Source organism: Yoonia sp. (assembly GCF_042093035.1).
Lineage (GTDB): Bacteria > Pseudomonadota > Alphaproteobacteria > Rhodobacterales > Rhodobacteraceae > Yoonia.
The window spans coordinates 1-20400 of the sequence record NZ_JBELFI010000037.1 but is presented as its reverse complement, the minus strand read 5'-3'; the positions used below and the strand labels follow the sequence as shown (position 1 = coordinate 20400).

At 56.8% G+C, this 20400-nt stretch carries 20 protein-coding genes and 2 pseudogenes; 10 read left to right on the top strand and 12 right to left on the bottom strand.

What is annotated here, in order from left to right:
• Positions 1-469: peptide chain release factor-like protein (locus ACFDSS_RS07075; RefSeq protein ID WP_375255063.1), on the top strand; the 469-nt coding region annotated here is incomplete at its 5' end.
• Between the two features lie 183 nt (positions 470-652).
• On the opposite strand, the gene ACFDSS_RS07070 is transcribed toward ACFDSS_RS07075, so the two are convergent.
• Entirely contained in the window at positions 653-2065 is a 1413-nt protein-coding gene (locus tag ACFDSS_RS07070; protein WP_375255062.1) for an RtcB family protein, read from the bottom strand.
• A gap of 291 nt (positions 2066-2356) precedes the next feature.
• Between ACFDSS_RS07070 and rtcR the strand changes: the two genes are divergently transcribed.
• Entirely contained in the window at positions 2357-3919 is a 1563-nt protein-coding gene (gene rtcR / locus ACFDSS_RS07065; protein WP_375255061.1) for an RNA repair transcriptional activator RtcR, read from the top strand.
• A 440-nt stretch (positions 3920-4359) separates the two neighbouring features.
• On the top strand, positions 4360-5523 hold the full coding sequence (locus ACFDSS_RS07060; protein ID WP_375255060.1) for an ATP-binding protein: 1164 nt from the start codon (positions 4360-4362) through the stop codon (positions 5521-5523).
• A gap of 411 nt (positions 5524-5934) precedes the next feature.
• Here ACFDSS_RS07060 and ACFDSS_RS07055 read toward each other — a convergent pair whose 3' ends face one another.
• On the bottom strand, positions 5935-6972 hold the full coding sequence (locus ACFDSS_RS07055) for a hypothetical protein (RefSeq protein ID WP_375255059.1): 1038 nt from the start codon (positions 6970-6972) through the stop codon (positions 5935-5937).
• Between the two features lie 495 nt (positions 6973-7467).
• Here ACFDSS_RS07055 and ACFDSS_RS07050 point away from each other — a divergent pair.
• A pseudogene (locus tag ACFDSS_RS07050) lies at positions 7468-7689 on the top strand (hypothetical protein); the annotation flags it as partial.
• Positions 7690-7854: 165 nt separating this feature from the next.
• Here ACFDSS_RS07050 and istB read toward each other — a convergent pair.
• Together istB and istA are read right to left on the bottom strand one after the other, a co-directional pair.
• Positions 7855-8607, bottom strand: coding sequence for an IS21-like element helper ATPase IstB (gene istB / locus ACFDSS_RS07045; protein WP_375255058.1), 753 nt, complete (start codon positions 8605-8607; stop codon positions 7855-7857).
• The gene (istA, locus tag ACFDSS_RS07040; RefSeq protein ID WP_375255057.1) at positions 8604-10103 is read right to left on the bottom strand and encodes an IS21 family transposase; all 1500 of its coding nucleotides are present in this window, start codon (positions 10101-10103) and stop codon (positions 8604-8606) included. The genes istB and istA overlap by 4 nt, the downstream gene beginning before the upstream one ends.
• A gap of 164 nt (positions 10104-10267) precedes the next feature.
• Here istA and ACFDSS_RS07035 point away from each other — a divergent pair, with 164 nt between their 5' ends.
• Positions 10268-10420, top strand: a complete 153-nt coding sequence (locus ACFDSS_RS07035) for an SDR family oxidoreductase (RefSeq protein WP_375255056.1) — start codon at positions 10268-10270, stop codon at positions 10418-10420.
• Here the strand turns inward: ACFDSS_RS07035 and ACFDSS_RS07030 are convergent.
• Genes ACFDSS_RS07030 through ACFDSS_RS07000 form a run of 7 tightly spaced genes read right to left on the bottom strand, consistent with a single transcriptional unit; the run spans position 10398 to position 15599 of the window.
• Entirely contained in the window at positions 10398-11141 is a 744-nt protein-coding gene (locus ACFDSS_RS07030) for a transporter substrate-binding domain-containing protein (RefSeq protein ID WP_375255055.1), read from the bottom strand. The two genes, ACFDSS_RS07035 and ACFDSS_RS07030, sit on opposite strands and share 23 nt — an antisense overlap.
• Complete coding sequence (locus ACFDSS_RS07025; protein WP_375255054.1) at positions 11138-11899, bottom strand: HpcH/HpaI aldolase/citrate lyase family protein; 762 nt, start codon at positions 11897-11899, stop codon at positions 11138-11140. Before ACFDSS_RS07025 ends, ACFDSS_RS07030 begins: the two co-directional genes overlap by 4 nt.
• 23 nt (positions 11900-11922) lie before the next feature.
• Positions 11923-12705 carry a 2-oxo-hept-4-ene-1,7-dioate hydratase gene (hpaH, locus tag ACFDSS_RS07020; protein WP_375255053.1) on the bottom strand — a complete coding sequence of 261 codons (783 nt, stop codon included), beginning with the start codon at positions 12703-12705 and terminating at the stop codon, positions 11923-11925.
• Positions 12706-12714: 9 nt separating this feature from the next.
• Positions 12715-13608, bottom strand: coding sequence for a dioxygenase (locus tag ACFDSS_RS07015; RefSeq protein WP_375255052.1), 894 nt, complete (start codon positions 13606-13608; stop codon positions 12715-12717).
• 25 nt (positions 13609-13633) lie between these two features.
• Positions 13634-14068 (bottom strand): type II 3-dehydroquinate dehydratase, encoded by a 435-nt coding sequence (gene aroQ, locus ACFDSS_RS07010; protein WP_375255051.1) that lies wholly within the window; start codon positions 14066-14068, stop codon positions 13634-13636.
• On the bottom strand, positions 14059-14859 hold the full coding sequence (locus tag ACFDSS_RS07005; RefSeq protein WP_375255050.1) for a sugar phosphate isomerase/epimerase family protein: 801 nt from the start codon (positions 14857-14859) through the stop codon (positions 14059-14061). Before ACFDSS_RS07005 ends, aroQ begins: the two co-directional genes overlap by 10 nt.
• On the bottom strand, positions 14859-15599 hold the full coding sequence (locus ACFDSS_RS07000; protein WP_375255049.1) for a GntR family transcriptional regulator: 741 nt from the start codon (positions 15597-15599) through the stop codon (positions 14859-14861). Before ACFDSS_RS07000 ends, ACFDSS_RS07005 begins: the two co-directional genes overlap by 1 nt.
• Positions 15600-15784: 185 nt before the next feature.
• Here ACFDSS_RS07000 and dctP point away from each other — a divergent pair.
• The 5 genes and pseudogenes from dctP to ACFDSS_RS06975 all read left to right on the top strand — a co-directional run bounded on the left by dctP (position 15785) and on the right by ACFDSS_RS06975 (position 20026).
• Positions 15785-16789: pseudogene (gene dctP, locus ACFDSS_RS06995) on the top strand (TRAP transporter substrate-binding protein DctP).
• Between the two features lie 83 nt (positions 16790-16872).
• Positions 16873-17439, top strand: a complete 567-nt coding sequence (locus ACFDSS_RS06990) for a TRAP transporter small permease (protein ID WP_375255048.1) — start codon at positions 16873-16875, stop codon at positions 17437-17439.
• Positions 17436-18731 carry a TRAP transporter large permease gene (locus tag ACFDSS_RS06985; protein WP_375255047.1) on the top strand — a complete coding sequence of 432 codons (1296 nt, stop codon included), beginning with the start codon at positions 17436-17438 and terminating at the stop codon, positions 18729-18731. The genes ACFDSS_RS06990 and ACFDSS_RS06985 overlap by 4 nt, the downstream gene beginning before the upstream one ends.
• Before the next feature lie 24 nt (positions 18732-18755).
• On the top strand, positions 18756-19586 hold the full coding sequence (locus ACFDSS_RS06980) for a shikimate dehydrogenase family protein (protein ID WP_375255046.1): 831 nt from the start codon (positions 18756-18758) through the stop codon (positions 19584-19586).
• A complete protein-coding gene (locus tag ACFDSS_RS06975; RefSeq protein ID WP_375255045.1) occupies positions 19586-20026 on the top strand; it encodes an amidohydrolase family protein in 441 nt (146 codons plus the stop codon). The genes ACFDSS_RS06980 and ACFDSS_RS06975 overlap by 1 nt, the downstream gene beginning before the upstream one ends.
• 16 nt (positions 20027-20042) lie before the next feature.
• On the opposite strand, the gene ACFDSS_RS06970 is transcribed toward ACFDSS_RS06975, so the two are convergent.
• Positions 20043-20400 (bottom strand): recombinase family protein (locus ACFDSS_RS06970; protein WP_375255044.1); only part of this gene is annotated, 358 nt, incomplete at its 5' end.

Below are 20400 nucleotides of genomic sequence, written 5' to 3'. Positions count from 1 at the left end.
GGTGCATGGCAGTGGGCGCACGGCCTTTGCAAAGTCGTGGTGCGGCACGGTGCAATGGCGCATGCAAAGCCAATTGCGCAAGCATCACAAACGCAGCAATTGGTTCGCGGGCGTCTTTGCGATGGCGCAGTCCGCGCGGGGCGCAGACAGCATTCGCCCAAGCGATGTTGCCTTTTCCACCCTGCGCGCGGGCGGCCCCGGTGGGCAGCACCAAAACACCACCGACAGTGCGGTGCGTGCCGTGCATCGCCCCACGGGGTTGACGGTGGTGGTGCGCGAAGCCCGATCGCAACACCGCAACAAAGCCTTGGCGTTGGAGCGGTTGCAGACGCTGAGCGATGCGCAAAGGATCGCAGATATGGAGGCACGCAAAAGCAGCCAAAACCAATTGCACCACGCATTGGAACGCGGCAACCCCGTGCGGGTGTTTTCGAGTGCAAGATTTCAGGAGGACACCAAGCGGAAGTAATGCAAGCTACCAGTCTAGGCCGTCTTTTAAGAAAGAGGGCCTAGACGCTTTCGTTACGACACCGTTCTGGGGGCAGAAGTTCGCGGTAATCTGTGCAAAGGTCAGGTTCGAGCAGGCTGCATGCTTGAAAGGCAACGTGTTGGGTCTTTGTAGGCCCCGCCCTTGCGAGCGAGGCCATTCATTTTACCGAACGCCACGTTTGCGCCGGATAAAGCGCGGCATGTCACCCGCCATGATGCAGCCATACGGATCGATCCAGTCCTCGATCTCGGCCAAACCATAGCTTTCGATCTGAGCGGCCACAGCTTGCGCGGGTTTATAGCTTGATGGCAGTTCGGAGGCGTCCACCTTGCCACTATAAAACCGCACATCCAGCCCCTTGGTCTCGGCAATCAGCGCCTCATCCGCAGTCATCGTTCCTAGGCGGCGCATGTGCTCAGTGCGCGACCAGTTGCGCCCCGCGCCGTGAGGGCTAAATCCCACAGCATGTGGCGCATCGGTCCCGCGTACGATCAAGATAGGCTCAGCCATGTTGAGCGGGATGATCGTGCGTCCGGCTTTATCCGCATCCGCTGCAAAGTCGCTCCACGCAGGTGTCGCGCCCTTGCCGTGCAAATAGGTGTCACCGCGACGAAACACAAAGTTGTGCTCGTTCCAGTACCGCTCACCCGCGCTGGCGCCCGCCGCCTCCATCGTGGTTTGGTGAATGGAGTTGTGGTTGGTCTTGGTCCACTTGCGGATCAGTTGCAACGCCTCCCAATAGGCTTGCCCGTCTTCGCTATCCGCCGGAATCCACGCATTTTGCTTGAGCGTTTTTTTGGAATGCTTGCGACGATATTTTTCGGCGACCGCCATACCTGCCTTGTACAGTTTTGCCCCAGGCCCGCGTGAGCCGTGATGCGTGACAAGCATGGTTTTCCCAGTGTTGCGAGAGGTGCCCACGAACAAGAAATGGTTCCCGTCACCCTGCGTGCCCATATGCTCTTGTGCGGCGCGCAGCGTTTGGGCGCTGTTCAAAAACGGGTTCGCCCGCATCGCATCCAGCATGTCCAAGGACACCGTGAAACGTTGCCCTTGTTTGCGCCCGCCGGGACCGAAATGCGTGACCTTTTCGGCCGCATCCAGCACGGTCTTCGGGTCCGCATCGCCCAAGTCAGTGAGCATCAGCGAGCAACAAATGTCCGCCGAATGCATGCCAGGGTGAATGGCGTTATGGGCCGCGACGACGCCCCCGACAGGGATCGTGCCAACAGGACCTGCAGGGCAGGCGTCAGGCATGATGGCACCACCAATCACAGTGGGCGTGCGCATCACGGCGCGCATGGTCGCACGCACCTTTTCAAGGTTGTCGATTTCGTCGTCATCCGCAGGCGTAATGTTTTCATGAAACGCGACCGCGCCGTCGTCATGCAACTCGATTTGGATGATCGGTTCTGGGAGCTCAGATGCCAAAGCGGCACGGACCGCGGCCATATCGTGGCCGGCGCTCAGCATATCATTTGCGCGGGACAAAAGGGCCGGAACTTGCGCCCCTGGGATATGTCCCCATTGTTTCAATTCTTTGCCTGTAATCGTTTCGATTGCGAGGGTGTCCATCTTAAAATCCTTTGGTCAATTCTCCCCCATGGGGGTGACAATAGTGTGTGGCGAGATGGTGGTGCTCGGATGCGTTGCAGCCATCTCGCCGTGTCTCCGGACGCCTATTCGTCCGTTTGCTTCGCTTTATCAGTGCGATGAGCTATGTTTAGGCCAAGGGTCTGATCTATAAAATAAATATCGAATTTTTAGTTAAGATATTGATATTTATGCTTTAATTTTACTGTTGCTGAATTTGACTGCGCGCCATACGATATGTTTGTATCGTATATTATTAATTTGGATCATCTTATGAGAAATGTTGTTCTCGGCTTCCTTGGCACGCAACTCGACAGCGGCAAACGCCGCCGTTGGAAACCGACCGTCAGCTTATGCCAAGAGGACGGGTTTGACGTGGATCGGTATGAGTTGATTTATGACGGCACATTTTCGCGTCTCGCTCATAACGTCAAATCCGAGATCGAGGCGGTGTCCCCTGATACCGAGGTCGTGCTCAACCAGATGGATATGGACGACCCTTGGGATCTTGGCGAAACCTATGGCAAGCTGTTTGATTTCGCCAAGGACTATGGCTTCGACGAGGATCGCGAGCGGTATCACATTCACCTGACAACAGGGACGCATATCGGGCAAATCTGCTGGTTCTTGCTGTCTGAATCCCGCCATATCCCTGCGGCGCTGATCCAAACGGGGCCTCCGCGTGGCGACTCTGAGCGGGGCAGTTTTGATCTGATCGACTTGGATTTGCGCCAGTTCGATGCCATCCAGCAGCGCTTTGATCAACAGTCGCGGGAGTATGGCGGGATTTTGAGAGGCGGGATCGAAACCAAGAACTCCGCTTACAATCAGATTATGGATCGGATTGAACAGGTCTCAAGCGTTTCTGATGAGCCTGTTTTACTGCAGGGCGAAACAGGCACGGGGAAATCCGAATTGGCGCAGCGCATCTATGAGCTCAAACTCGACCGCCGCCGCGTCAAAGGGCGGCTGGTCCATGTGAATTGCGCGACGCTGATTGGCGGGACCGCGATGGCGACCCTCTTTGGACAACGGCGCAGTTTTACAGGGCAGGCAGGCACAGAGCGACCTGGCCTATTGCGTGAAGCGGACGGGGGCGTGTTGTTCTTGGATGAGATCGACACCTTGGGGTTGGAAGAGCAAGCCCTGCTTTTGCACGCCGTGGAAACGGGGCGGTACTATCCTTTGGGGTCGGACACAGAGATCACAAGCCGCTTTCAAATCATCGCGGGCACCTCTGCCGATTTGTCAGAACGCGTGGCGGCAGGGCTCTTTCGTGTCGATCTGTTGGCGCGGTTGAATTTTTGGACGTTCAAATTGCCCCCGTTGCGAGAGCGCAAAGAAGACATCGAAGACAATCTGAAATACGAGCTGGCGCGGGCGGAAAAACGTCTTGGCGTGCGGGTTGGATTTAATGCGGATGCGGCCGAGGCCTGGTTGCGCTTTGCCCGCGCGCCCAGCACGCCTTGGCCGGGGAACTTTCGCGATTTCGGTGGGGCCATCATGCGCCTGTGTACACTTGCGCCACGGGGGCGGATCACCCGCGCGCAGGTGCAAGAAGAAATCGAGCGATTGCAGCGACGGTGGCGGTCCTCGACCACAGATCGCGATGCGCAATTGGTCGCGCAGTATTTTGCCGCCAACCTTGATCCCTTCGACATCCCACAGCTCGCCCATGTCATTCGCGTGTGCCAAACCTCGGTGTCGATGAGCGAAGCAGGCAGGCGTTTGTTTGCGGTGTCGCGCGAAGAACGTTCCAGCAAGAATGACGCGGATCGTTTGCGCAAATATCTGGCAAAGTTCGGTTTGAAGTGGATCGACCTTTCAGAAAGCTAAGATACTTCGAACGACCACAGCAGACAGTATGGGCTTCAACGATCCGCACCGCCACTAATTTGGATCGAAACAACCTCTGGCTTGCATCACCCCCAAAGCAGGCATTCGTAAGGAGAACATGCAATGTCCGCTCTGGGCCGTTAGCGTCGATCGACATCAAGGGCGGCAACCAGACTTTCGCTGCAAACGCGAGTGAATTCAAGTCGCTCAGAAAAAGCGGCCATTCATCCCCAAGCGGCTGCGTTTACACGCTGCTCTGATTGCTAAAACCGGAAGTGTGCAGCACGCTGACCTATCAAAGCGGCAATCTATATTCGCGTACCCATAGCTTAAACTCCTTTCCTGTCAGCTTGATGTCTAAGGATGTATAACAAAGTATATCTTTTAGGGTTATAGAGCCTTATACCTAGTTAGAGTTACCTACATTTTGGAGTATTAGGATGGACCCTTACCGTAATCCATTTGCCCCCGGAGCAGGAAGTAGACCTCCTGAATTAGCCGGACGTGATCACATTCTAGAGGCCGCTAAGATCGCATGTGGCCGCGCCTTACTGGGTCGCAATCCCAGATCGATGATGCTCCTCGGATTGCGAGGAACTGGTAAAACCGTCTTGTTGAATGAGATTGGTCGCATTGCAGAAGAGCAAGGCTATTTTATCTCAAAAATCGAGGCACCCGAACACCAAAGTCTCGCGCGACTTCTTTATCCAGAAATGCGTAAGGTTTTGCGCGCACTATCATCAATAGACGCTGCAAAACAACTCGCACAATTTGGCCTTAAAGGCCTTCGCGGCTTCGCGTCGATATTCAAGATTGAGGTGGCTGGTGCGGAAATTGGCGTCGAACCCGAACCTGGACTTGCGGATAGCGGCGACATTCAATTTGATCTCCCAGACCTTTTCACCGCCATTGGGAAAGCAGCAAAAGCTGGGGGAAGGGGATGGGTGCTACTGATCGACGAGGTGCAATACTTATCTGAAACCGACCTATCGGCTCTCATCGTATCAATTCACCGAATGTCACAAGAGGGCTTGCCCGTCATTATGGTTGGCGCGGGTCTTCCACAGATTGCACGCCTCGCTGGTGAGGCCAAATCCTACTCTGAAAGGCTCTTCCTTTATCCAGGTGTCGGCGCGCTCGACCCTGCATCCGCAGGACAAGCGGTGGAAAAGCCTGTCATCGAGGAAGATGCGACGATTTCACCTGATGCCCTCGCAGAGATAGTAACCAAGACACAAGGTTATCCGTTTTTTCTGCAGGAGTGGTCGTCTAAGGCTTGGGACAATGCCGAAGGGCCAGAGATCACCAAACTGGACGTGGACAACGCATATACTGAGACCATCGCATCACTCGACGACGGCTTCTTTCGAGTGCGACTTGATAGACTGACGCCAAAGGAAACAGAGTTTGTAACAGTCATGGCCTCGTTAGGGGACGGTCCCTACGCCATGAACGATATTGCGAAGATTTTGGGCAAAAAACTATCCTCGCTGGGCCCAGTCCGCGCAAACACTATCTCGAAAGGAATGATTTACAGCACCGAGCACGGTTTCCTTGACTTTTCGGTTCCGCTTTTTGCGGAATTCATGCGCCGTCAACCGTAACATTTTCAGATCAGTGTTGATCTGATTGCAACTGTCACAAACGACTATTTTTATGCTGCGCTTTGCTCGAATGGCTGCTTCGACGGCCTGCACCGCACCAACCCAGATCACCGATCTATGTCCGAAATGGGCCGTTCGAAACGATTGACACTAGGGGCGGATTGCTGCCGTTCGCTGTGGCCACGAGCCAGCGATGCGGCGAATTGGACAGTCGACATCCAGTTGACCGCGAGACCGGATCACGTTCTCCAGCGCCGCAAGTAATCTTCGAGCCCATATTGTCGAATGCTGCGCTCGCCACTAATGAGCACAAACCGGCGAAAGCTGACCCTGCTCTGCCTTGAGAAAGGACGATGAGGTAAACCTAAGCAAGATAAAGTCGTAGAGTGTTCCCTCCTAAAAAAAGAGGGCTCATTCATCAATTGCCTGCATGCTTTTTGGTACGTACAGCCTCGTTTCAGTATCGGTCTTCGGCGTGTAAAGAAAAACCACTGTCGGGATATTAAGGTGGTCATAGACAGCCGCAGCGAGAAGAGCCTGAGGCTTATCTGACGTATGGAACACACTGCAGAAGGATGCATATGCGATATGGAGAATGTCGGTTTGTCCTCCGACAAAATCGATTCTCGCTCTCTCCGAATCCTTCCTATGCTTCGGTTCCCTCCAATAACCAAGTAAAAACAAAAGTTGCGCGAGCCGATTAACCTGCTCCCAAGTCGGCGTGCCAAGATGAGCATCAGCACGCTTTGACGGTATTGGGTCCGGCTGCCCTAGAAATTGCTCAATCATAGCTGAGGTGCCTTCCTCAGATTTTGCTATTTCAGTGATGCGCTCAAAAGCTCCCGCTCCAGTAAAATTGTTGATTTGGGTCGGATTCAATTGTGGAAGACAAATATCATCTTGTTGGTTTAGCTGATCCCAGAGCTCGACCTGTGCTTCGCGCGCCTGTTTCTTCATCGCTTTCGCAGCGCTAGTGACTATTGCAGCCATTTCGTGAGGAATTTCTGACACATCAATATCTAGCAGCCGCTCAATGTCTGTCAGCGCCGCTTTGGATATATCCTCAAAAGATGTTGAACCAATTCCTCCAATGGATTTTTGAAGCAAGTCCCCAAATCCAAAGCCGCCGACGGACGAGAAATTCAGCATATCTTCGTAAATTTGGGCGCGTTCCTCACAACTCTTGACGGATATTCTGTGGCCTGTTGGCATGCCACCTTCGGTGTCGGAAAGTGTCTCAAGGTATCTGGCACCGACTGCATCAAGTTGTTGGTCCAATTCGGATTTTTTCTTCTCGTTGCGCGCCCCTAGAAGTTCTTTAACGGTCTGAATAGAATAGCAAGGAATGCAAGAATCCGATTTGCCAATGACCCTGCCCAACGACGACATCTGCCCACCAAGAAGGTGGTTCCAAGACGAGGTATCAAGATAGACGGTAAGTCTCACCATAGTAGTTTCTGACCAGTATTAGTTTCTCGCCTCATATTGCAGGATTCGCGAATATAGCAAAAGAGCTGGCTTCTTCCATTGACACATCGTCGACGAACGGCAGCCAGGTCCGCACACCGACGTTTCAGCCTAAGAAATGCTGCACAATGCACGAATGGCCGCTTCGGCGGGCCACACCGCAGCATAAGATCTTGGCCTAGATGTCCGCACAAGGCCGTTCGCGTCGATCGGCACTACGGGCGGATTGCGGTCATTCGCTACAGATGCGAAACAGTCACGGCCACGCTGATGGTGCAGACATTCAGCAAGCGATTGCAGGCGGCTTGGCGATGTGCCACAGTTCGAATACAAGAGTTTACATATTTTTGAGCACTAAAAAGCATTGAGAACGTTGAACGAAATCCAGTGACATCATTTTTGAAAAAATGGACAACGGACTTTAGTAGCGAATTCACAAACCATAGCAGGCTGAAACCCAGACGCGGAGAATAAGTTATGAGTGAAGCAGTGGGGGATTTCTTTGCGCACGGTACCAGATGGATTCGAGCCGATTTCCACTTACACACACGGGCAGACAAAGAATTTAAGTTTGACGGCGAAGGTGATCGCTTCGTCGCATCCTACGTTGAGGGGTTACAGGCAGCGGGCATTGGTCTTGGCGTAATCACTAACCACAACAAATTCGATGTTGGAGAGTTCAAAGCGTTGCGTCGAAAGGTGTCAATCGCAGAGTAAAAAGGGACCAGATCGCGGCGTAAAATGGGTCCACTGCATTTGATGTTTGTTGCGCTTTGGCGCGCGTGCTCATCACAAAGCTGAAGCGTGCCAAAGCGCATGCTGGCCGTTTGGCCAGCATTTGTCCTGTCTTTGATTGTGGGCAGATTATTGTCGGTTCTTACGACTGTGCTTGAGGCGATAGCTTTCGCCGTTCATCTCAAGAATGTGGACGTGATGTGTTAGTCGGTCGAGCAACGCGCCGGTCAAGCGTTCAGAACCAAAGACTTCGGTCCATTCATCGAAAGGGAGGTTTGAGGTGATGATGATGGAACCCCGTTCATAGCATTGTGAGATCACTTCGAAGAGCAACTCCGCGCCAGATTTACTGAGCGGCACGAAGCCCAACTCGTCAATGATCAACAGGTTCTGGCTGGTCAGCTGCTTTTGCAGGCGCTGCAACCGCCGTTCATCCTGGGCCTCGATGAAATCATGGACTAAGGCGGCTGCCGTCGTGAAGCGCACCTTCAGCCCTCTTTGACACGCGGCCAGCCCAAGCCCCAAAGCGATGTGCGTCTTGCCTGTCCCTGACGGCCCAAGAGCGATGATGTTTTCTCTGCGATCCACGTAATCGCACCGTGCCAACTCCATGGTCAGGGGTTTGTTCAAGCTGGGCATAATCTTGAAGTCGAAGCTATCCAGGCTTTTGGTGCTGGGGAACTTGGCCGCCTTAATGCGGCGCTCAATCATCCGGCGTTCGCGATCAATCAGCTCCATCTCACATAGGCGCGCTAGATATTGTATGTGATCCTTATTCTCAGCAGCACAAAGCTGTGCCTGCTTGGCGTACTCTCCTTGGAACGTTGGCAGGCGTAGTTTTTTAAGGTGATGCTGGAGAAGGATTTGTGGGGCTTCATTCATATCACTGCCCCGTCCATCAAGCTCATGTAACTGGATGGGCGTGTCATCCCGACGTTGGCTTTGGGCAGATACGGGTAGAAGTCCAGATCCAGTCGTGGTGGCCGCTTCTCAACCCGACACAGCACAAGGTGTTTTACGGCGTCATAGCCAATTGCACCCATATCAATTGCTTGGCTGATTGCGCCTTGCACAATATCCATTTCGAAGGTCTCCAAAAGGCGCAGGACCTGAACGTATTCTCGCTTGCCTGGTTTGCCCATGCGCGCCTCCAGAAGTCGATGTAGGGTCGCGAAGACATCAGGCAAATCCCAGCCCTGCAAAGGCGCGGCCTGATCCAGGGCGCCCACCTTTTGCTCAAGCAGAGGCAAGAAGTGCAAGGGATCGAAGATCATATCCGTTTTTGCATAGGATCGTATGTGGCGGGCAATCACTTCATTGCCACACCCAATGATGACCTCATGTACAAAGCCACGCACATGGACATCATGGTGAGCGTAGGTCACCGGCACTGAGTAATCATTGCCACGGTAACGTACCATCGAGATTGATGTCGCACGCGTGCTGACATGATCGCAAGCCTCATATTCTGCGACAGGCAATCCCATCAGCGCGTCCAGATCAGATATCAAGCGCTCACCAATGGTACGCTTATGCCCGCGAAGTGTCTCGCCCTGTCGGCCCAGGCACTTCGCCTCAAGATGCGCGTTCAAATCATCAAAGCTGTCAAAGCGTGGCGCGGGCACCATGAAGTTCCGGCGCGTGTAGCCGACCATGCCTTCAACGTTACCTTTGTCATTCCCTCGCGCGGGCCGACCGAACTTGTCATCAAACAGGTAATGCGATTGCAGTTCAGTAAACCGGCGTGTCCGCACGCGGGTTCTGTCCCCGAGTATCCGCGCCACAGCGATCTTGGTATTGTCGTAGAGAATGGATTGCGGAACGCCGCCGAAGAAAGCAAAGGCAGACACATGGCCGTCGCAGAACGCCTCTGTCGTCTCCCCGGGATAGCCCTTCACAAACACTGCATCAGAATGCGGCAGGCTCATCACAAAGAAGTGGATCTTGCATTCAACGCCACCGATCACACCGAGTGTCTCGCCAAAGTCCACTTGCGCATGGCCTGGGCGATGCGACAACGGCACAAACACCTCCTTGGTCCGTTGCTTCCGCTCGCGCACGTAATACGTCACTGTCGTCAGGCTGCCGGCATATCCATGCTCATCACGCAGGCGTTCAAAAATGCGCTTGGCTGTGTGCCGCTGCTTTTTGATCAACGCCTTATCAGTGCGCAAGATCTCATCAATAATGCCGACATAAGCATCAAGCGTTGGCCGGTGCGGCGGTTCTGATCGGCGATAGCCAGGCGGAAGCTCATGTCGCAACATCTTCGCAATCGTCTTGCGATCCTTGTTGAAATACAGCGCCGCCGCACGCGCTGACATCCCATCCTTCAAGCACGCACGCCGGACCCGATTATAAATATCCACAGAATACATCTCCCGCCCTCCGCTTAAACGAAGGGCTCAAAGTGGCGGAATTTTACTCCGCTACAACCGCAACTCGCAGCCGTTTCTGTGGTCCAATATTGCTCCGCGTTTTACAGTTGAGAAATAACCTGACAAAGCCCCCAGCTTACCCCTGATCAAAATCCAAGGATTTGGTGACATCTTCCATACCGCTCCGAAGATTTGGAACAATACAAGATGTAGCGTCGACATGCCTTTTTCTGGGCTCTGACGCGGCCTCCTACACCAATGGCGCTATTGTGTCCTCCGACGGTGGATGGACCGTCAATGGGGCAAAATTGGCTTAACGGTTCTGTCCGGCGCAACATCAGGCGCGCGCGCACCAGATGTTGCCTCTGCTGATCGAATGCGGTTCCTAGGGTCTGTGGCCCGGTCGTGCAGAAAACTGTCCACGATCCCATTGACGAGCAGCAGCAGCGCGTCGGAGCTTTTGGGCAGGGCGACGGCTTGTTGAATGCAGGCGAACTCATCGCTCAGCACGCGGATGCCGACCAGATTGGCGGCAAGCAGGGTGTCGCGGATGCCGGCCAGCGCGGTGGTGTCATCGGCCTCGAACAGGGTGCGGGCCTCGGCAGGCGTGGGGGCGGTACGCAAATCGCCTTGCGGGGTCAGGCAGGCGAGCTTGCTATGAAAGGCCGCCCCGTTGGGGCTGGCGATTGGAGTCGCGCTGCGCAGGACATCGGTGCAGTTTTGCGCAGGATGGTCTTTGAGCACTGCGAAGGTGGCCGAGACGCTGTGAAACGGCGTGCTAAAGCACATCCGATCCGTCCGCGCGGGGTCAAGGGCGAGAAAGGCGATGTCCCAGCCACCGCCCACTGCCTCGACGGCGCTGCGCGCGTTGGGGTAATCCACCGGCACAAGCGCACGTCCCGCCGCCTCGGCGATCCGCCGGGCGAGTTCCGGCGCAATCCCAGTATAGCCGCTCGCTGTTTTCTGGACGAGGGCCGTGTTGTTGAGGTTGAAGCCGACGCGCAATACCGTTGCCTGAGCAGTGCTGGGCATGGTCATGCCCAATCGGCGCGACGGGCGAGGGCCGCGCGGCGCAGCAGGCCGCTGTCTACATCCACCGCGATGAACTGCGCCCCGGCCTGTTTGGTCTCACGCAGAAATTGTTGGTCCAGCGACAGGATGCCTGCGGGCACGTCGAGGGCTTTGAGCCTAGCGATGCCGGTCAGGATGGCCTCTTTTACCTCAGGTTGGGAGGGCTGGCCAAGATAGCCGAAACTGGCCGCCAGATCGGCAGGGCCAAAGAACACGCCGTCGACGCCCGCGACCTGAGCGATCTCTTCGAGGTTGTCGAGTGCCTCGCGGGTTTCGACCTGCACCAGCAGGCAAATTTCGTCGCGCGCCTGCAAGGCGTAGCCGCTGACGGCCCCGTAGCGCGAGGCGCGGGTGATGCCGGACACGCCGCGGATGCCGCTGGTTGGATAGGTGACGGCAGCAACGGCGGCGCGGGCCTCGTCGGCGTTTTGGACATAGGGGATCAGCAGGGTTTGCGCGCCGGCGTCGAGCAGCTTTTTGATTTCAACCGCGTTGTTCCAACTTGGGCGCACCACTGCACTGACGGGGTAGGGGGCGAGGGTGCGCAGATAGGTGATGACCTCGGGGGCGCCGATGGGCGAATGTTCGGTGTCGATCATCATCCAATCATAGCCGCAGCCTGCCAGAATTTCTGACACCGTGGGGTCTGACAGCGAACTCCACATTCCGATTTGGACGTGTCCGGCGCGCAGGGCCGCTTTGAACAGGTTTTTGGGTATATCCATGGGAGAGGTCCTTTTGTGGCGCGTTATTCGAAGCTGACGCCGATCGCGCCGAGCGGGCCGTAATCGGCGAAAATGACATCACCAGACGCGATATCAACGGGACGGGTAAAGGAGCCGCCAAGCACGATGTCGCCCTTTTTCAACCCGCCACCCAAGGGGGCGAGTTTACGCACAAGCCACGCCAATCCCGCTGCGGGGTGGCCCATGACACCCGCCGACAGGCCGGTTTCTTCGATCACCCCGTTTTGTGACAAGCTGGCGCCAATCCAGCGCAGATCGACCTCGAAGGGTTCGATCACCCGCCCCCCGAGCACAACCGCCCCGAAGGCGGCGTTATCTGCAATGGTATCGACGATCTGACGCGGCACTTCAGTGCGATAATCGATGATCTCAAGCGCGGGTTGCACGAATTCAGTCGCGCGCAGTACGTCATGCACCTGACAGCCTGCGCCTGACAGATCCTCGCCCATGACAAAGGCCAGTTCGACCTCAAGGCGCGGTTTTATAAAGGTGCCCGCCGAAATCCGCGCACCGTCATAAAACAGCGCATCATCCAGAATGACACCGTAGTCCGGTTCGGTCATTTTGGAGGCCTGCTGCATGGCGCGGCTGGTCAGCCCGATTTTGCGACCCACGATTTTCGCCCCTGCCGCGATACGCGCATCGGCCCAGCGGCGCTGAACGTCATAGGCGTCTTCGAGCGTCATGTCGGGCCACGTCTGGGAGGGCTGCGAACAAACGATGCGGGTTTTCTCAGCGGCCAAAATGGCATCGGCTGCGTCTTGGCGTTGTTGGTTGCTCAGCATGTTTTGGGCTCACTTGATAGGAGGAATGGGAAGCGTCGAGACGCCAGGTTCTAAGGTCAGCGTATGGTCCAGCGTGAACCAGTCCCCCACGTCGCCGTCTTGCGGGTGGGGTTCGCTGTGCTGGGTCAATGTACCCACGAGCGCTTTGGTCACACCGAATTGGACATCCGAGGTCAGATAGTCGGTTTCGTCAACATAGGTCTGATTTATCAATGTCTTGAACCCTTCTTTATGGGCCAGAACATGGACATGCGCGGGGCGGTAGGGATGCCGGTTCTGGGCCTCGAGCAGGGTGCCGACAGTGGTATTCGTCGGAATGGGATAGCCGATGGGTTTGACGGACTTGAACCGGACAATGCCCTCGGCATCGGTGATGAACTTGCCGCGCAGGTTGTAGTCGGCTTGGCTTTCGTCTTGATTTTCGTACAGGCCAATGGGTGAGGCGTGCCAGATGTCCACCTCGAGCCCCTCAATCGGCGCGCCGTCGGGATCGCGAAAATGGAAGGTGCCGTAGAGCCGTGGGCCGGGGGTGTCAGAGCGCAAAATAGAGCCGCCGTTTTCAGTGATCGGCTGGTTCATTCGCCAAAATGGCCCAAGCAAAGATTGCGTTGTCTCAGTCGTGCCATTGTCGCCGTTATTGAGCAGGCAGACCAGCGAGGAGACGCCCAGCGATCCGGCCATCAGCACGAATTCATTGTGCGTGTCGGTGGTTTGCTGACCCATGGTGTTGAGAATGCGCGTGGCCTGCTGGAACTCTTTTTCGCTCAGACGCACATCGCGCACAAAGGCGTGCAGATGGGTGATGAGGCCGGTCATGATTTCGCGCAGACGCGGATCGTTGGTCTGTTGCATGACCTCAAGAACAGCAGGTGTCACGTCGTGTTGGGTGGTTAGGATGGTCATGAGTTTCTCCCTAAAATTGGCGTCGTCAGGCGCGCGTGAGCTGGCAAATGCGGCGCACCGCGGCGGCGTATCCTTCGGTGCCCAGTCCGGCGATCACGCCATCGGCGCGCAGCGAGACATAGGAATGGTGGCGAAAGGCTTCGCGTTTGTGGACCTGGCTGATGTGCACTTCGATCACCGGCGGCTCGAAGGTATTGAGCGCATCCATCAGCGCGATGGAGGTATGAGTCAGGGCGCCGGGGTTGATCACGATGCCGGCGGCTGTGTCACGGGCTTCATGGACCCAATCGATGAGTTCGCCCTCGTGATTGGACTGCAACAGCTTTGTCTCGAAACCGGTGGCGCAGGCTGCGGTGCACAGGGCGGCGACATCTGCCAGCGTTTCATGGCCGTAGATGGCAGGTTGTCGTTTGCCTAGAAGGTTCAGGTTTGGTCCGTTGAGAACGTAAATCAGGGGCATGGGGCGGCCTTGTTGAGAAATGGAAAGGTGGCGGCGTGGATGGCGCGGGCGCGTTCCAGCGGCGGGCGGAGATCGGTGGCATTTGGCAATTCGACCGAGATGACGGTATCGGCGGGTAGGGCGTCCACAAGATCGCGCAGGGCCAAGCCCCCCGCATCGGGCAACAGCCGCCCGCCACGTGCCTCCGCCAAAAGGCCATCAGTGCCCTGCGGCGGCGTCAGCGGCGCATCGCAAAGCTGGGCGGAGGCGATCCGCGTGGCGGGCAGGTCGCGCAGCATCTGCACGGTGCCGCCACAGCGGAAATGATGCAGCGCATCGACCAGATAGGCGGCATTCGGAGCGCCGGCGCGGTCGATCAGATCAAGGCAGGCTGCCGGGGTGTTCAGCCCGCGCCACGCCATACATTCGAGATCGACCCCCATGTCGAAGCTCTCGGCCAGAGCGCAGATGCGGGCAAAGGTGTCAGGCAGGCCGTCAAATAGATCGGCGCAAGTGTTGAGGCGGCGCGCCCCAAGCGTTGCGGCGGCCTCAAGCGCGCCAAGGAGGTCGCGGGGGTCGAGGGCTGCATCGATCACCACGGTTTCGATGTCGTAGAGCGTCACGCCCTCGCCCTGCATCACTTGTTGCAGTTCGCGCAGCCCCGCGGCGTCGGGCAGCCAGTTGAGCTGGCCGCGCGCCACGGGATGGAACCGCAGGCCGACGAAGGCGAACCCCACCCTGCGGGCAAGGCGGACCAGATCCACGGGGGACTGATCGAGAAAGGTGAAATGCCCAAGGCCGAGGCTTTGCATCAGATGTCGTCCTGTGGCGCCGTCTCGGATGTTGTGTCAGGTGCTTGCGCGGGCAGGTCGGCAACAATCAGGCGGCGCAGGTTGCGGGTCGAGTTGCGGATATGTTGTGACAACAGGGCCGCGGCCTCATCGGCGCGCCGTTCGACGGCGGCTTCGGCGATGGCGGTATGTTCGGCCACCACGTCGCGCTGGATGGTGGCGGTTTTGAGGTAGATATGGCGGTAGCGCCCGCTGAGGCTGACCAGAGAGCGGTACATTTTGAGCAGGAGCGGCATGTCGCAGCGCGCGATCAACGTGTAGTGGAAGGCCTCGTTGGCGGCTTCCCATTGGGCAAGGCTGTCGCTATTGCCGGCGATACGGTCGGTTTTGTTGAGGCGGTAGAGCGCCCCCATGACGGCGGTTTCCCATTCCAACCCGCCATTGGCGATGGCTTTGCGCAGGGCGTAGGGTTCCAACTCGATCCGCAGCGCACCGACCTCGTCAAGGTTGGCGACAGAGACGGGCGTCACCGAATAGCCGCGTTGTGCGGCCACTTCCAGAAGCCCGTCCGAGACCAGCCGGGTCACGGCCTCGCGCAGGGGCGACAGTCCGACCCCCATGGTTTCGCGAAGCTGGTCGAGGTTCAGTTTCGTGCTGGGAGCAAGGGTGCCGTGCAAAATATCATGGCGCAACTTGGCCTCGATTTGTCCAGCGATGGTCCGCTTGCCCTCGGGCTTGGGAGTTTCATGTGGCTCGGCCATTGGTCTGTTTCCTCTATTGTCCTCAAGCATAGGTGATTCTGAGATCCGATGTAAATGGGAAAATGGATTAAATAATTAGAAATCGATTTCTGTAGACAATGTGGATTTTTATGATTAGAGCAGGCATCACGATTTGTGCGGACCACACAGAAAAGGGCCGTCAGTCATAAAGGGAGGATGATACTATGATTGCGAATTTGACCCGCCGGACGCTTTTGGCGGCAAGTACCGCTTTGGCGCTGACTTCGGGCGCTGCTTTTGCGCAAAACAAGATCAATCTGCGCCTGTCGGCCGTGAACTCGGACACCGACCAGCGCGCTGTGGCCATGGTGGAGGTTTTTGGCCCGGCGGTTTCCGAATTTGCGACTTTCGAGCCGCATTGGAATGCCACGCTCTTTACGCAGGGAAGCTAACTGGAAGCGATTGCCTCGGGCGATTTAGAGATGTCGATTACCTCGGCGCAGGAACTTGCGACCTTCTTTCCCGAGTGGTCGATTTTCGCCGCCGGCTATGTGATGCAGGACGCCGACCATCAGGTTGCCGTGTTCAACGATGCGCTGATGGACCCGTTCAAACAAAAGGTCGAGGACGCGCTGGGTGTGCGTCTGCTTGCCCCGATGTATTTGGGTCGCCGCCATGTCAATCTGCGCCAGACCCGTGCCGAAGTGGATGTGAAAACCCCCGCGGATTTGTCTGGGATCAATCTGCGGATGCCCGGCTCGGATGCGTGGCAATTTCTTGGCCGTGCGCTGGGGGCAAACCCGACGCCGATGGCCTTTGCCGAAGTCTATACCGCGCTGCAAACCGGCGCTGTGGATGGTCAGGACAACCCGCTGCCCACGGTGGTCGATTCTAAACTTTACGAGGTGACCAAGCAGATCGCGTTGACCTCACATCTGGTCGACTGGAACTTCATCGCGATTTCTGCCGAGCTGTACAACGGTCTGAGCGCCGAGCAGCAAGAGGCGATCACCACCGCTGCCGTGACGGCCGGGGATAGCGAGCGCGCGGCGCAGCTTTCCAAAGAGAGCGCGCTTGTGTCCTATCTGGAGGAGCAGGGGATGGAGCTGTACGAGCCGGATGTAGCGGCGTTCCGCGAGACGGTGCAGGCGGCCTATCTGGGCAGTGACTATGCCGCCGACTGGCCCGAGGGCGCTTTGGAAGCCATCAACGCGCTTGGCAGCAACTAAGATCGAACCGGTAAGGGGCGGTGCGGTGGCCGTACCGCCCCTTGCCAGTGCGCTTGGTTGTTTGACAGCTCGGGAGGGGCCCCATGAAGACGATTTCAACGCTATACAGGCATCTGACCGAAGGGGTGGCCGCTGCCATGATGGCGGTGGTTTTTTGCACCTTTATCCTTCAGATTTTTGTGCGCTATGCCCTGGGCACGCCGCTGTTCGTGTCGATGTTCGGCACGACGGTCAATGCCTCGCAATTCGGCTGGACGGTGGAGTTCATTCTGGTGCTCTGGCTCTGGACGATTTTCTGGGGCAACGCCTTTATCGTGCGCGAACGCGACCACGTCACCTTCGACATCGTGTATAACCTTGTCGGTCCGCGCACCCGCACCGTGTTCGCGCTTTTTGGTGCGGTGGTGATCATCGTCGCACTGTGGGGTTCGATCGATCCGACCTACGTCAAGATGAAGCTGCTGCGGATCAAATCTTCCGCGACGCTGCCGGTCAAGATGTTGCCAATCTATTCGATCTATTTCCTGTTCCTTGCCGTTGTGGGCGCCCGCTATCTGTGGCGTGTCATCGATTTGTTGCGCCACGGGGCCGACCGCGAGATGCACGTCCTTCCCTATGATGATTTCACGACTGACGAGGCCGAAAGATGACCTTTGAACTCACGCTGATGATCGGTTCGTTGTTCTTGCTTGCCGGGATCGGCATGCCCATAGCCTATGCCATCATTCTGGCGGCCATGGTCTATATGATTTCGAGCGGCACCTCTGTCGGGCTGGTCGGCAAAACGCTGGTCGACGGCATTTACCAGAGCTTCCTGCTCTTGGCGGTGCCGCTGTTTATCGTTGCTTCCAACATCATGAATGCCGGTACGATTTCCGACCGGTTGCTGAATTTCTGTATCGCTACGGTGGGCCGCTTCAAGGGCGGGCTTGGCCACGTCAACGTCATGGCATCGCTTATTTTTTCGGGCATGTCCGGTTCTGCGGTCGCTGATGCGGCGGGCATCGGAAAAATCATCATCAACATGATGCGCAAGGATGGCCGGTTTCCGCCGGGCTATGCCGCCGCCATCACCGCTGCGTCGGCCACCATCGGCCCGATCATTCCGCCCTCGATCCCCATGGTGCTTTATGCGCTGGTGTCCAACGCCTCGATCGGGGCGCTGTTTCTGGGCGGCATCGGTCCGGGCCTGTTGATGGGCGGGGTGTTGATGGCCATGAACTACTGGATTTCCCATCGGCGCGGGTTTGCCACCGAAGAAGCGGTGCCGCTGCGCGAGCTGCCCAAGGTAACGGCGCGGGCCTTTCCGGCGCTGATGATGCCGGTGATCCTGCTTTACGGGATTTACGGGGGCGTCACCACGCCGACCGAAGCCGCCGCCGTGGCCGCCGCCTATGCGCTGATCCTATCGGTGTTCTTTTACCGCGCGTTGAAGCTGCGCACGCTCTACACGATCCTCGTTGACAGTGCGCGTTCCTCGGCAGCCGTTGGGATCGTGATCGGCAGCGCGCTGATCCTCAACTATATCGTCGCCTCCGAGAATATTCCCGCGCTTCTGGCCGCCTATCTGGTCGAGGTCGATGTCTCGCCTCTGACCTTCTTTCTGGCGGTGAACCTGTTGGTGCTGGTGCTGGGATGTTTGCTGGATGCGACGACGATCATCTTGGTCATCATCCCGCTGTTCATTCCGACCTGTAACTTGCTTGGCATCGATCTGGTGCATTTCGGGGTGGTCATCGTGGTGAACTGCATGATCGGTCTGATCACGCCACCCTACGGAATTTTACTGTTCGTCATCAACGCGGTGACGGGGATTTCACTGCGCGACATCATCCGCGAGATTCTGCCGTTTCTCGCTGTGCTCGTGGCGGCCCTGCTCGCCCTCATCTTTTTCCCCGGCATCGTTCTCTTTCTTCCCCGTCTGTTTGGCTATGGCGGATAACGACTTGTGACAAAGGTACTTTCAATGATTTCTGGCAAGACAAAACTGATCGCCCACCTTGGCTATCCGACCGAATCCTTTCGGGCGCCGATGATCTACAATCCCTATTTCGCCAAGCACGACATCGATGCTGTCGTGATGCCGATGGGCTGTAAATCCGAGGATTACGCGGCGTTTCTAAAACTGGTGTTCCGCCTGTCCAACATTCATGGTGCGCTGGTGACGATGCCGCATAAGATCACGACCATGGCACTGCTCGACGAAACACTGACGACTGCGCGCGTGGCAGGGTCGTGCAACGCGATCCGTCTGGGCGCGGACGGGGCATTGGTCGGCGACCAGTTCGATGGAGAGGGCTTTGTGCGCGGGGCATTGCGCAAGGGGGTAACCTTGGCCGGTGCGCGGGTGCTGGTTGTGGGATCAGGCGGCGTGGGCTCGGCGATTGCCGCCTCGCTGGCCAAGGCCGGCGTTGCCAGCTTGGCTGTGTTCGACAGCTTTGAACCGATGATGAACGCTCTCGCGATGCGTCTGGAACAGCATTATCCCGATTTGACCGTGACCACGGGGTCGAAAGATCCTGCGGGTTTTGACGTGGTGGTCAATGCGACTCCGCTTGGAATGAAAGAGGGCGATCCGCTGCCGATGGATGTCGGCCGTATCGCGCCCGAGACATTTGTGGGCGAAGTGGTGATGAAACAGGAAATTACCCCCTTTCTTGCAGCGGTGCGCGAAAAGGGCTGTGCATTTCAGGTCGGCACTGACATGCTGTTCGAACAAATTCCGGCCTATCTGGAATTTTTCGGGTTCCGCACCACCACCCCCGATGAGCTGCGCGAGGTCGCGAGGATCGCTTGATGATGACAGAAAGTATCGTGCAGGCAGAGCGCAAGATCGATTGCCACTGCCATATTTTCGATCCGAAAAGATTTGCCTACAACCCCGCTTCTCCGTTCCATCCGACCGGACAGGAAATTGCGACCTCCGCACAGATCGGCCGTGTCTTTGAGGCTCATAATGTCGGCCACGCGCTGCTGGTGCAGCCGAACTCGGGCTATGCCGATGACAACCGCTGCATGCTGGACGCGATCGCCCAAAGCGGTGGCCGCTACAAAGGTATTGCTGTCGTGGCACATGACACGTCGCTCGAGCGGCTCGCCGAGCTGAAACGACTGGGCATCGTGGGTGTGGCGTTTAATCTGCCGTTTTTCGAGCCGGGATATTACGCCGGCACAGAGCCGTTGCTGGAAAGGCTGCGCGCCTTGGATTTGTTTTTGCAGATAGGGACGTGGGGCTGAGAGGAACAGTATCCCCTCATAAGGCCTGTTTTTCTTCGAGACATCTGTAGATGGTTGCGGGGTGAACGTTGAATGTGCGTGCGACGGCGGCGATGGACTGTCCACTTTTAACGAGATCGCGCACGACTTCCTTTTGGTCTTGTCTGAGCTTGGAAGGGCGCCCAAATGGGACGCCTCTGGCAAGAGCGGCCTCACGACCCTCTTGTGTTCGGGTCAGAATAAGAGACCTTTCGAACTCTGCGATGCCACCGAAGACGGTCATGATCATCTTGCCCGCAGGGGTAGTTGTATCTACCCATGGCTCGTCAAGCGACTGTAATCCTGCATTTTTCTCGCTTATCACTTCTGCAATTCGTAAGAGCTCAGAGGTAGAC

Coding starts and splice junctions, on each gene's coding strand:
- ACFDSS_RS07005 (WP_375255050.1), bottom strand. CDS start 14,859: ATGCAAAGCCTCGGCCTTGGGCATTTCACCTTTCTCGATCAGTCCCCC.
- ACFDSS_RS07055 (WP_375255059.1), bottom strand. CDS start 6,972: ATGGTGAGACTTACCGTCTATCTTGATACCTCGTCTTGGAACCACCTT.
- ACFDSS_RS07030 (WP_375255055.1), bottom strand. CDS start 11,141: ATGACCATGCCCAGCACTGCTCAGGCAACGGTATTGCGCGTCGGCTTC.
- ACFDSS_RS06975 (WP_375255045.1), top strand. CDS start 19,586: ATGATGACAGAAAGTATCGTGCAGGCAGAGCGCAAGATCGATTGCCAC.
- ACFDSS_RS07000 (WP_375255049.1), bottom strand. CDS start 15,599: ATGGCCGAGCCACATGAAACTCCCAAGCCCGAGGGCAAGCGGACCATC.
- ACFDSS_RS07025 (WP_375255054.1), bottom strand. CDS start 11,899: ATGGATATACCCAAAAACCTGTTCAAAGCGGCCCTGCGCGCCGGACAC.
- rtcR (WP_375255061.1), top strand. CDS start 2,357: ATGAGAAATGTTGTTCTCGGCTTCCTTGGCACGCAACTCGACAGCGGC.
- istB (WP_375255058.1), bottom strand. CDS start 8,607: ATGAATGAAGCCCCACAAATCCTTCTCCAGCATCACCTTAAAAAACTA.
- hpaH (WP_375255053.1), bottom strand. CDS start 12,705: ATGCTGAGCAACCAACAACGCCAAGACGCAGCCGATGCCATTTTGGCC.
- ACFDSS_RS07015 (WP_375255052.1), bottom strand. CDS start 13,608: ATGACCATCCTAACCACCCAACACGACGTGACACCTGCTGTTCTTGAG.
- ACFDSS_RS06990 (WP_375255048.1), top strand. CDS start 16,873: ATGAAGACGATTTCAACGCTATACAGGCATCTGACCGAAGGGGTGGCC.
- ACFDSS_RS07060 (WP_375255060.1), top strand. CDS start 4,360: ATGGACCCTTACCGTAATCCATTTGCCCCCGGAGCAGGAAGTAGACCT.
- ACFDSS_RS06980 (WP_375255046.1), top strand. CDS start 18,756: ATGATTTCTGGCAAGACAAAACTGATCGCCCACCTTGGCTATCCGACC.
- istA (WP_375255057.1), bottom strand. CDS start 10,103: ATGTATTCTGTGGATATTTATAATCGGGTCCGGCGTGCGTGCTTGAAG.
- aroQ (WP_375255051.1), bottom strand. CDS start 14,068: ATGCCCCTGATTTACGTTCTCAACGGACCAAACCTGAACCTTCTAGGC.
- ACFDSS_RS06985 (WP_375255047.1), top strand. CDS start 17,436: ATGACCTTTGAACTCACGCTGATGATCGGTTCGTTGTTCTTGCTTGCC.
- ACFDSS_RS07070 (WP_375255062.1), bottom strand. CDS start 2,065: ATGGACACCCTCGCAATCGAAACGATTACAGGCAAAGAATTGAAACAA.